This window comes from Aureispira anguillae (assembly GCF_026000115.1).
Classification (GTDB): Bacteria; Bacteroidota; Bacteroidia; order Chitinophagales; family Saprospiraceae; genus Aureispira; species Aureispira anguillae.
Window position 1 is genome coordinate 856,630 of the sequence record NZ_AP026867.1, and the last position, 11,581, is coordinate 868,210.

At 35.8% G+C, this 11,581-nt stretch carries 8 protein-coding genes; 2 read left to right on the forward strand and 6 right to left on the reverse strand.

The window, feature by feature from the left end; genetic code table 11:
• From AsAng_RS03095 to AsAng_RS03105, 3 genes are all read right to left on the reverse strand, one after another.
• Entirely contained in the window at positions 1 to 1,071 is a 1,071-nt protein-coding gene (locus AsAng_RS03095) for a tetratricopeptide repeat protein (RefSeq protein WP_264791318.1), read from the reverse strand.
• Between the two features lie 127 nt (positions 1,072 to 1,198).
• Positions 1,199 to 2,857, reverse strand: a complete 1,659-nt coding sequence (locus AsAng_RS03100; RefSeq protein ID WP_264791319.1) for a histidine kinase dimerization/phosphoacceptor domain -containing protein — start codon at positions 2,855 to 2,857, stop codon at positions 1,199 to 1,201.
• A gap of 160 nt (positions 2,858 to 3,017) precedes the next feature.
• Positions 3,018 to 5,729: a carboxypeptidase-like regulatory domain-containing protein gene (locus AsAng_RS03105; RefSeq protein ID WP_264791320.1), complete on the reverse strand. Its 2,712-nt coding sequence runs from the start codon at positions 5,727 to 5,729 to the stop codon at positions 3,018 to 3,020.
• A gap of 150 nt (positions 5,730 to 5,879) precedes the next feature.
• On the opposite strand from AsAng_RS03105, the gene AsAng_RS03110 reads away from it, so the two are divergent.
• Positions 5,880 to 6,149 (forward strand): hypothetical protein, encoded by a 270-nt coding sequence (locus AsAng_RS03110; RefSeq protein WP_264791321.1) that lies wholly within the window; start codon positions 5,880 to 5,882, stop codon positions 6,147 to 6,149.
• Between the two features lie 203 nt (positions 6,150 to 6,352).
• On the opposite strand, the gene AsAng_RS03115 is transcribed toward AsAng_RS03110, so the two are convergent.
• The 3 genes from AsAng_RS03115 to glmM form a co-directional block, all read right to left on the reverse strand.
• Positions 6,353 to 6,877, reverse strand: a complete 525-nt coding sequence (locus tag AsAng_RS03115; protein WP_264791322.1) for a hypothetical protein — start codon at positions 6,875 to 6,877, stop codon at positions 6,353 to 6,355.
• Positions 6,878 to 7,036: 159 nt separating this feature from the next.
• The gene (locus tag AsAng_RS03120; RefSeq protein WP_264791323.1) at positions 7,037 to 8,158 is read right to left on the reverse strand and encodes a cysteine desulfurase family protein; all 1,122 of its coding nucleotides are present in this window, start codon (positions 8,156 to 8,158) and stop codon (positions 7,037 to 7,039) included.
• A gap of 666 nt (positions 8,159 to 8,824) precedes the next feature.
• Positions 8,825 to 10,213, reverse strand: coding sequence for a phosphoglucosamine mutase (gene glmM / locus AsAng_RS03125; protein WP_264791324.1), 1,389 nt, complete (start codon positions 10,211 to 10,213; stop codon positions 8,825 to 8,827).
• Between the two features lie 561 nt (positions 10,214 to 10,774).
• Between glmM and AsAng_RS03130 the strand changes: the two genes are divergently transcribed.
• On the forward strand, positions 10,775 to 11,572 hold the full coding sequence (locus AsAng_RS03130) for a hypothetical protein (RefSeq protein ID WP_264791325.1): 798 nt from the start codon (positions 10,775 to 10,777) through the stop codon (positions 11,570 to 11,572).
• Positions 11,573 to 11,581: the final 9 nt, after the last annotated feature.

Here is an 11,581-nt window from a genome sequence, read left to right on the forward strand (position 1 = left end):
TTAATCCGTTGTTTTTTCCTCTTTTTCCAATCTATTTTGTACTGTTTTTATGGCTTCTTTAAGTCCTTCCAGATAACGATTTAATGCCAGTGCTTTTTCATAATCTTGTAAGGCAGCATCGTATTGTTTCGAGTGAAATTGTATCAAACCTCGATAATAATAAGCCGTCGCATGATTGGGAGCTAATTCTAGCGCTTTATTGATGTCATCGTGAGCACTTAGTAACTGATCTGCATGCAGTTTTGTCCAAGCTCTATTCATGTAGGCTAAACTATTTTCTGGGTCTATTTTAATAGCGTTAGAATAAGCAATAATAGCTTTGGTATATTGTTGATAGGCTTTGTAAGAATTTCCCTTGTTGAGATAAAAAAGACTAGTAGTAGGTTGGAGTTCAATGGCTTTGTCAAAATCTTTTATAGCATCCCAATAGCGTTTGATCGCATGTGAGGTGAGCCCTCTATTGTTATAGGCCACTACAAAATTAGGATTGAGTTCAATGGCTTTACTGTATAATTTTAAGGCATCTTTATATTGTTCTAAGCTAAAACGAATATCTCCCATATTGTCATAAGCATCTGCAAAATAGGGATCCCAATAAATCGCCATTCTATAATCTTCTAGTGCTAATTTTAAGTTTTCTTGCGCACTATAAGCCAAGCCACGGTTGTTGTATGCTATGGCCATTTTTTTGTCCAATTCGATCGCCTTGGTATAATGCTCAATGGCTTTATCGTAGTTACTATACAAAAAGTTAATCCACCCCATATTGTTGTAGACAATGGCATAAGTTGAATTTAGTGCAATTGAAAATTGATAATCTTCTAAGGCTTTTTCATACTCCTTTAATCGCTCGTAAGTAACTCCTCTATTGATATAAGCTTCTACGAATTGTGGATTCTTTTGAATGGCATTGGTATAGTGTTCAACGGCCAGATCAAAGGCTTCGGCATCAAAACTAGTTTGCCCCAATTGGTAAAATTCTTCTGCTGTATTTTGAGCCAAAAGAGACCAAGGACGGAAGCTAAGAAGTACTAAAAAAAGGAATAGGAATACTTTAGATGTAAATTGCATAAGTAAGGTTACAAATTAATGCTCAAAAATGGGATGTACAACTGCTCGTAAGAAATGGTAATCATAACCCAAAATATCGTTCCAAATGTATGGATAATAGAAAGAAAATCATCACGACCAAAATCATTTAACCAATTTCCTGAAAAAGAATAGTATAAGAAGTACCCTCTTTTTGGGGGACTTTTTTGATAGATCCATTCAATTGACGGGCGAGCTGATGGATTAACTTAAGCCCTAAAGACTTTGTTGTTCTGTGATTTATTTCATCAGAAAATCCTAGACCATTATCACCTATTAACAATTGAAAATTAGGAGCAGTCAACGGAATGATTTGGATATGAATGGTACCTTTTGTCTGTTTGGGAATACCATATTTTAGTGCATTGGTAAGAATTTCATTGATCAACAAGCCCAAAGGTATAGCGGTATCAAGATTTAGTTTTAAATCCTTAGGTGCCTTAATATCCAAGGTAATGTTATGGTTATTACCTTTTATAGAAATAATAAGATAATCAACTAGCTTTTTAAGGTATTGACTGTATCCTATTTTGGATAGGTTATCAGCTTGATAAAGTTCCTCATGTAAAATGGCCATGGTGTTGATCCTATATTGGCTAACACTAAAGATCTCTTTTATTTTAGCATCGTCAATATTAGAGGATTGCAAACTTAGCAAACTCGTAATAACTTGTAGATTGTTTTTTACACGATGGTGGATCTCTTTGAGCAAAACAGCCTGTTCTTGGTTGGATTGATCCAATTCTTGTGTTCTATCTTTTACTTTTTGCTCTAGCGATAATTGAGAATTAAAGTTCATATAAACCATTAAGGTTAACAAGAACGTAATAAAAACCCCTGAAATTAAAAAGGTATAGGATAGTGGCAAATGAGGATAGTCCGTTAGTGCTGCTTTGGGCATATAATAGACCGACCATACTCGGTTACTAATGGTGATCTCAAAATGATGCGACCATTTTTTTTTGTCAAAACTAATTGTAGACCAATCTACATCCATGTTGGTGTACAATGTTTTATAATCAGCAGTTTTGTCATAGATCAATAGATCTAGCAATTTTAATTCTGACTTTAGCGCCGTATTAATAAAACTAGCCATATTATAAACGCCTAAGATCACGCCCTTTGTTTCTTCTGCTTGTTGAACGGATTTTAGGACTAAAAAAGAGCGAGAATTAGAGGCATTTTGAAGTAATTGAAGGGGAGGAGAAACGATAATTGTTTGCTTTTCTTGACTACTTTTGATGCAAGCCAAACGGTCAGGGTTAGAACTTAAATCGTAACCCACCGCAAATGAACTCAGCCTAATTGGAGCAATGAATTGAATTGGAAAATAAGCCGCTTTTTGTTTTGCTGGAACAAGTTTTTTAGTTTGAGAATCAGCTTCTGTAATCGTATGCTCATGAAATCCCTCTGCCTGCAAAGAATGGTTGTAAACCTCTCTAAATTCATCCGATACTTTGGGAGCCCATTCTAAGGCCCTCACTCCAGGAAGGTTTTTGATAAAAGGCATTGTGAAATTATCAAAGATCTCTCTATTAATGGTATCGGCAGTTTCAAACAATACTTGTAATGAAGAAATAGCAAGGGTAATTTTTCCTAATTCTTGATCTAATTTTTTTTGGGTTTCAGTAATGGCTTGCTCTATGCATTTTTTATTACTTGTTATTTGAGTATGATTAATATAATAAAAATTACTTATTGATATACAGACTCCTAGAAGGGGGATAAGAAAGAGGCTTGTAGTTCTATTTGGTTTCGTATACGGCATGTTTTGGTGTAAATAAGGACATAATTGTAAGTATTCAATAGCTAGGTAAAAAGAGAAGTGGGATAATAATAATGAAGGTAGCAATTTGAAAAAAAAAACTTTAACTCCTAGAAGCTAAAGTTTTTTTTCTGTAAAAATAATGAGTTAATAAAGCCGTCGATTAATTGACAACATCACTAATTTTCACTCGAACACCATTTTTGAAGGCAACAATAAAAGGAGCAGGTACACCACCTTCTTTTGCTTTCGTTCTTGCAACACGTGCTTCATCTAAGGTATTAAAACTAGAGATATAAAAATAAGTTAAGCCATTTGATTTTTTCTCTTTTTCAATCATTCCTAAATGGCTAATATTTTTAAATGATGTATTGTTAGCGTCTTTAAATGCACCAAGTTGTACCTTGAAGGCTACTGTTGGTTTCGATAAATCTGCAGTGCCTCTAGGAGTTACCCCTTCAGGCAAAGTCTCATTGGTCCAAGAATTTAATTCTTTTTCTTTGATAACAGGAGGTTGCTCTACTGCCAAAGGTGTTTCTTGGATAGGAGTTTCATCCAACACAGGCAGTGGTTTCTGTTCAGGAAGTGGATAAATTACTTGAGAGCTCAAGGCAATGCGCCCTCCCAAATGGTTATTATCTAGCTCTACAGGAACCTTAAAGGCATCTCTGTAGGTTGCCTTAATAGCTGTCAATGCTTTTTCTAGATGCGCTTGATCCGCAAAAATTCCTACTCTAAACGCTTTTTTATTGCCTCTTGCTTCGGTGATAATGTTACCGTATTTGCTCAATTCTAGGCGCTCTGCAGCGGTTAGGTTCGTTGCAACTAGTGCTTGGATTAAATACCCTGTTTTAGGCATTTTAATACCGTTGGATTCGTACGAAAATGTTTTTCCAGTAGATTTTATAGGATTAACTAATTCATCTTCCGTTGGTTTGTTGTTCGTAGTAAGTGCTGTTTCTGAATTGATAATACTGCCGTATTTATCTCGTTGCAACATAGGGGAAGCAATCATAGAACGAGTACCTAATAGCGTTTTTTTGCCTCCATTTCCTGTATTTACATCAAAAACTAGATTTTTGAATCCAGATTTTGAAATGGCAATGGTATAATCGTGTAAAGGATCCAAAATGACAGAATATTCACCATAATGATTGGTCGGATCTTTTATTTTATTTTCAAGTCCTGTTTTGCGGTTTTTGATATAAACAGTAGCTCCTTTTAGCGGGCGTTTAGTTTCTTGATCGATGACGGCACCAATATAAAAGTTCATAGCGCAGGGAATTGTATTTCCATTGCCTGTAGGACTAATCGTGGGTTTGTTACCGATTGTTGGTGTATTGGTATTGATGTTCGTGTTGGTATTCGTAGTTGTATTATTGTAACCATCAATAGGAGGCTCTGTTGTTTTATTGGCTGTTGGTTTGTATCCTCCTGTATTGGTTTGAGTTACTGACCCACTTGTTCCTGTAAGTGTAGATGAAGTATTGGGTTTGGTGCCCCCTATCTTGTCTACTTTGTCAGTGGTGGTAGTGGTTGTATTGGTCTTATTAGGATCTACAACAACAATGGTTTGTTCCTGCTCATTAACCAATGGCATTAAGGTTTCTGAACCCTTCATCAAAGCATTGTAAATGTTATAAAAGCCATCTCTATTAGAAGAAAAGTAACCGATGCGGGTAACGGCATCAAAAACAAAGTACAAATCGTCAAAAGAAGAGTTTACTTGATTGCCCAAGTTTCGGACATCTTTCCAAACATTGCCGATTTTTTTAGATCTAAAAATATCAAATCCTCCAAAACCTTTGTGGTGGTCAGAAGCAAAAAACAGATGACCATTATTCGCAATACTAGGACTCACCTCATCGCCAGAAGTATTTACATTGGGACCCAAGTTTTGAGGTCTTGACCAACCTTGCCCTTGTTGGTGAATGACCCAAATATCAAACCCTCCATAACCGCCAGGTAGATTATAAGCTGCAAAATAAATGGTTTTTCCATTGTTGGCAAAACAAGGAAAAGAAGCCGAATGCTCTTCACCGATTTGAGGGAAAGCATCACCTGCGGGAATATAAGCCAACTCTTTCATGCCATGTTTGGGCGAGGTAAGCTCCATTCCGATATTAATAAAAGCAGACTCATACAAATGCCTTACTCCATTGTCAAATTGATTGAAGGTGGTTACCGCCGTTTTCTCATCTAGCGTAACGGCAAAAGGCGTTAAGTTATTTTGAGGAGCAATTTCAATGGCATTTTTTACAATCTTTAAACCAGACAATTGCCCTGTCGCTCCTCTAGTCGCTTGATAGACATAATTATCTGTTGTAGAAGAAACCCCACTTCCAATTTTAATTTTTCGAGCAGAGGTAAACAATAGTTTTCCTTTGTGCAAAACAGGAGCATAATCATCATAAGCAACGTGGCTAACACCCGTTTCTTTGGTGACAACAAAAGCCGATTGAAGACTGCGTTGTGTTTTGGCAAAGCGGCAAGCTGCTTGTGCTTTTTCGGCACGAGCCTTATTTTCTATCGCATATTTACCAAACCATTCTATTGCCTTATCGTATTTTTTATTGGCTTGAAGAACAGTACCATAATTGAAAAAATTGATTGGAGAGGTATTCGGGTTTTTACAAACCAAAGCATATCTTTTCTCTGCTTCGTTCATTTTATTCAAATAACGATAACAGTTGGCCAACTTCATTTGCAAATTTGTGTTGCCAGGGTTGTCCATAATGGCACGACCGTAATGAAATGCAGCATCTTTAAAATTTCGAGCTCCATAAGCAGCATCACCTTTGTCCAAAGGTGTTTGAGCATTTAAGCTCAGTCCGAATATCAAGAAAAGCACTATTGATAGACTAGGCTTCTTCATAGTTTTGTGTTTTTAGTAATAATAACCTAATACATTTTGATCTTAGGGGTACTTGTATAGGTACATTTTTGATCTATATGGATATGAGGTATAATAAAAGCTAGGATTTTACCCAAGTTAAACATACAATTTTACAAAAAAATACGCAAATTGCCTACAACAAGACCAAAAAATAAGCTTTCTAATGATATGATAAAGTTAGAAATATCGCTTAGTAATTTAATTTTAGGTGAGCTGGCATTTTTTGTAATGGTAGAACCAAAGATTCTATATACAATAATAGTGCTAATCCCTAGCGGTATTGGAGCGTTTGGAGAGATAATTAAGGAGCATAAGCGCCCCTATAAAGAGAAAAGGACTGACAATCTGAGCGATAGAATGGATCAATTTATTTTTTTAATCCCAAAAGTAGCAATATAAAAAGGTATTTATGCTTAGCATCTATATTCCGATTTTAGAAGATGTTAGCGATTAGATCCGATTAAGCTATTAGAGGATCTAATCGCTAAAAGTGCAACACAATAATCTACTATTTAAGGTTGGTCTGTACTTAAATTTTCAACGCTAAAAGCCTCGCAAAGTTAGCACAGCGAAATGAAGAAACAATTTATAATAGAGGATAGTTAAAAGCCTCCCTCATATTTAAAAACAGCTTCCTCTTTTTGTTTGGTATAAACACCACGAGCGACAACGCCTTGTCCAAAGCCACAAGAAAATTCACTGCCTTTCTCTTGAGAAATTGTAATGGTATTGTGTTGAAAGGTAAAGGTTATTTTACAAGGATCTTCTTCCGAAAATTCAGTTGTTGTAAATATGGCAACGTTATCTTTTAGTGCCATCATGCCTGTAGCAGACCCCGAATGATAATTAGGAGCACCATTGTTGAGGTCTAACTCAAATTTTAAGGAGTCATTCTCCTGTTGTTCTATGGCTAGATAACCACCACCTTTGGCACTTTCCTGATCTCCAAAAATATAAGTTCCCGTTATACTAGGTGGCGTATTGGGAATGTTTTCTAGTTGTGGGCTATCAACTGTTGTGGTTGTTGAGTCAGTAGGATTATTGTCTACTGTATCGTTGGTATTACCAGTACAAGCAACAAAAGAAAAAATAGCTAAGGTTATAACAAGATGAATAAAAGGTTTCATTGATTGAAAATTTTTGATGAAGAAGTTGTTTTAGAATAGGATTAGCGAATCCTCGCTTGTTTGTTGTTGGATCGCAAACAACTTCAAAAAAAAAGACTTGTTTCTAATGTACAAAATTTAGAAACAAGTCCTTATGAAAAGAAATGAAATCTATCTTATTTAGATAATTTCTTTCAATTGAGCAATGGTATAATCCACTTCTGCTTTGGTATTAAAATGAGAAAAAGAGAAGCGAACAGCATGATAGCCTTCAGGTACCCCCAAGGTAGCCAAGACTCTAGAAACGGTAACGGCACCAGAGTTGCAGGCAGAACCACCAGAGGCACTAATTCCTTTTAGATCTAATTTGAACAAGAGCATATTTACAGGAGTATCCGTTTTGAAAGAAACATTTAATACCGTAAATAAATAAGCACCAGCATAATCACCATTAATTTTTATAGCTGGAAAATTAGCTTGTAGCTCGCTTATGAAATAACTGCGAACGAGTTCTATTTGCGTTTTTCGTTCTTCTATATATTTAACAGCCTGTTCTAATGCTTTTCCTAAACCAATGATACTGGCTACATTTTCTGTCCCAGAGCGCACTTTACGTTCTTGTCCTCCTCCGTCAATATAAGCATCAATGCTATTTTTTTTGTTGACATATAAAAAGCCAACTCCTTTAGGACCATGCAGCTTGTGACCAGAACCAGACAAAAAGCTAATGTTGGTTTTAGATACATCAATGGGAATATGGCCAATTGATTGTACGGTATCTGTGTGGAAAAAAGCGCCATATTGGGTGCACAGGTCGGCTATTTCATCAAGAGGATTGAGCGTGCCAACTTCGTTATTGGCATGCATTAAAGAAACCAATGTCTTTTTATCATTCTTTTGAAGCAAACGCTCCAAATCTTTAAGGTCTGCACGGCCATTCTCATCCAGTTGTACCAGTTCTATTTCTATGTTTTCTTCCCGCATTCGATTAACGGTATTAAAAACACAAGAGTGCTCAATAGAGCTAGAAATAATACGTGTAACTCCCAAATCACGAACAGAACATTTAATAGCAGTATTATTGGCTTCTGTTCCTCCTGAAGTAAAGAAGATTTCAGAATTAGAAGCATTGATAGATTGTGCAACAATTTTGCGAGCACGTTCTATTCCTGCACGGGCAGTTCTACCTTCTTGATGCGTAGAAGATGGATTACCATAATTATTTTTAAGATAAGGAAGCATTGCTTCAAGCACATCATCACACAAAGGCGTGGTAGCTGCATTGTCTAAATAAATACGCATGATATAAATGATTATGAAAGAAAATCTACAAAACTATAGGTTCAATGAAACTAAATAATTATAAAAATGCTAAGTCATTACTCCGTTGAAAAATCGCACCGCATTGATTATTAGCATCATATATTTTTACGATTTAAAGTGTTAAAACACTGATAATCATTGTGATGCATGAATCCAGTGAACTGGGCATGCTTGTAGCCAAAGCTATACCACGCAGTAGCACCGTAGGTAAAAGCGAAGGCACTGCTTTTTTATTAACTATTCTCATGAGCATAGCGAACTAAAAAACTATCTCATGACCGTAGGGAATAACTAAGCGCAGCGCTCATGACCACAGGGAACTAATCAACGGAGTATTACTAAGTACAACATAACATAAATTTTCTGTCAATTTGAAAATGTAATCATCGGATGCTTTAGAAATGATCCATTTTATTTTCAAAACACCCAATTAACTAACCGATAAAAACCCTAAAATTAGCTAGGTGATCTTACAAGAAACTTTCAACATTGGCAAATCAAATTAGTACTATCTTATACTTAATCCTGTAAAGAACCCATTTGTATTTTGAATAAAGAAGCTAACTTAAGTGGCTTTGAACACTTCTAATTCCATTTTATAGCTCATTTGGGATTAATACTTTTTGATGCTTCTCCTAACCAATGTTAGATGTCTCCTTTTAAGATTGCGCTCATGTCCATTTTAATCTTGTTGGCTAAGGTTTCTGCGGTTGTAATAGATTGACTTTCTGTATAAATTCTAATAATAGGTTCTGTGTTGGAACGACGCAGATGCACCCAGTTTTCATTGAGGTATATTTTTAGACCATCAATTGTATTTTGTGGGTATTGTTGATATTTTTCTTGGAGTTTGTCTAATAATTCTATGATATTGATCTCAGGAGTAAGCTGTATTTTATCCTTAATAATAGTATAGTTAGGATATTGTCTTCTGATATGAGAAACAGGTTTTCCTGATTCGGCCATAAAAGATAAGAACAAGGCAACACCAACAAGCGCATCCCTTCCATAGTGCAATTCTGGATAAATAATACCTCCATTGCCTTCTCCTCCAATGATTGCATTCGTCGCTTTCATTGTCGTTACCACATTCACTTCACCAACAGCCGAAGCGGTATAAACACCACCATGTTTGAGGGTTACTTCATTGAGTGCTTGCGTAGATGATAAATTAGAAACCGTGTTTCCTTTTTGGTGTCTAAGGATATAATCAGCAATGGCAACCAAAGTATATTCTTCTCCAAACATTTCTCCTTCTTCCGTTACAAAGGCTAAACGGTCAACATCTGGATCAACTGCTATTCCCAAATCAGCTTTGTGGAATAGCACCTCTCTAGCCAAACCAACAAGATTTTGGGGGAGTGGCTCTGGATTATGAGCAAAACGTCCATGCATTTCATCATTGATGGCGATTACCTCGCAACCCATTTGCTCCAAAAGAGGGATAATTGATAACGTTCCTGTAGAATTGATGCAATCTACGACAACTTTATACTGTTTTTCAACGACTTGCTCTGTATTGACCAATTCGAGGTCAAAGATAATATCAATATGTTTTTGGATGTACCCAACCGCTTTTTCGTAACTGCCTAGTTTATCAATTGTAGCGTACTCAATTTCTCCAGAAGCCGCAAAATCTAAAATTTCTTGTCCATCCTCTGCCGAAATAAACTCACCAGCACTATTCAAAAACTTAAGCGCATTCCATTGTTTGGGGTTGTGGCTAGCTGTTAGGATGATTCCTCCGCCAGCACCTTCAATAGAAACGGCGATTTCTACGGTTGGAGTTGTCGATAATCCCAAATCCATTACATTAATCCCCATCATACGCAAAGTGCCAGATACTAGTTGGTTGACAATATTGCCAGAAACCCTTGCATCTCGACCTACTACAACTAATGGATTTTGGGTGGTTTTTAAGACCCATTGGGCATAAGCAGCAGTACTTTCTACAATGTCTTGCGCAGTAAAATTATCGCCTGTATTACCTCCAATGGTACCTCTTGTTCCTGATATAGATTTTATTAAAGCCAATCTTCTTAGTATTAAATGTGATAATAAAGATGTAATGTATGTTTTGCATTCCATTTATATCTAAAAGATATGTATGAATATCTCTTGAAAAAGATTAAAATGTATGAAATATTACGGCATGAGTATAGATTTTATCTGAAATGCGCACAAAAATACGCTTTTTTTCTCGTATCAATAGGATATTTTAATTAAAAGAAAATTATCTAATGTTAAAGAACCGTCCAAGTGGCTTGTTTTTAGTGGGTTAAGCTGTGTTTGATAATTTGTTAGCTGTATTTCTATACTTTTAAAATGGACTTTTGAAGAATGTTTTGAAACAGGTAGGAGAAAGAGGAGTTGAGTTGACTAGTTGTTGGCAGATTAACTTAAAACAACATCATATTAAGCAATCCATTTTTTTTGAAAGCATTATTTTTTGTAAAAAACTGCGTTTTATTGTCTGAGTTTCGTTAATTTTGAAAGGGTGATTACCACTTTGACAATTAGTTGATTAATTTGATACAGGAAAAACATTAAGGGGATTGGTAAAGTACCATTTAAGTTAAAATTAATACATATATAATGCGTAATAATTCACGTTCTTTATTTCAAGTTGTAACATTATCATTAATACTCGTTTTTTTCTTTGCTTGTGAACGAGTGATTGATACTTTAAACCCGATTACATTTGAATATTACCCCGTAGAAGAGGGCAAGTACAAGATTTATCAAATAGATTCTATTGTATACGATGAATATAATTGTACAGTTCAAACCAACAGTTATCAGATAAAAGAAATCACAGGACCAAAAGGAACTGATGGGGAAGGAGATGTTTTTCACAGCATTCAACGTTATTATCGAAAAGATAGCACAGAGGCTTGGGCATTACAACACATCTGGACAGAAAAAATCGAGGACAACCAGTTGCAGCGAGTGGAAGATAACCAACGAATGATTAAGATGGTTTTTCCTGTACAAGAAGATCGCCATTGGGATGGCATTGTATACATTCGTAGAGATACTTTAGTGCCTATTCGTGGTGGAGCTATTGATATGTTCAAAGATTGGGATGATTTTGTTTGCCAAGATGTAGGAAAAACGTTTATTGATACCTTGGCTAATATTGTTTACCCTGATGCTGTTAAAATTATGCAAGTGGACAAAACGAATAATATTGAGCGCCGTTTTTCAGTAGAAGTTTATGCCAAGCATATAGGAATGGTATACAAAGAAATGAGAATACTAGATACCCAATGCCGCCCTCCTGGAACTTGTACGGGGAATAGTGATATTGCTTCTTGTATTCTCAAACCTTGGCACATCAAAGCAGAAAAAGGATTTATTCTCAAACAATCCTTGCTGGAGCATAACTATTAGGATTCATTT

Excerpts from the sequence above, each read along its gene's own strand:
- AsAng_RS03100 (WP_264791319.1), bottom strand. The coding sequence starts at position 2,857 with ATGCCGTATACGAAACCAAATAGAACTACAAGCCTCTTTCTTATCCCC.
- AsAng_RS03115 (WP_264791322.1), bottom strand. The coding sequence starts at position 6,877 with ATGAAACCTTTTATTCATCTTGTTATAACCTTAGCTATTTTTTCTTTT.
- AsAng_RS03105 (WP_264791320.1), bottom strand. The coding sequence starts at position 5,729 with ATGAAGAAGCCTAGTCTATCAATAGTGCTTTTCTTGATATTCGGACTG.
- AsAng_RS03120 (WP_264791323.1), bottom strand. The coding sequence starts at position 8,158 with ATGCGTATTTATTTAGACAATGCAGCTACCACGCCTTTGTGTGATGAT.
- AsAng_RS03130 (WP_264791325.1), top strand. The coding sequence starts at position 10,775 with ATGCGTAATAATTCACGTTCTTTATTTCAAGTTGTAACATTATCATTA.
- AsAng_RS03095 (WP_264791318.1), bottom strand. The coding sequence starts at position 1,071 with ATGCAATTTACATCTAAAGTATTCCTATTCCTTTTTTTAGTACTTCTT.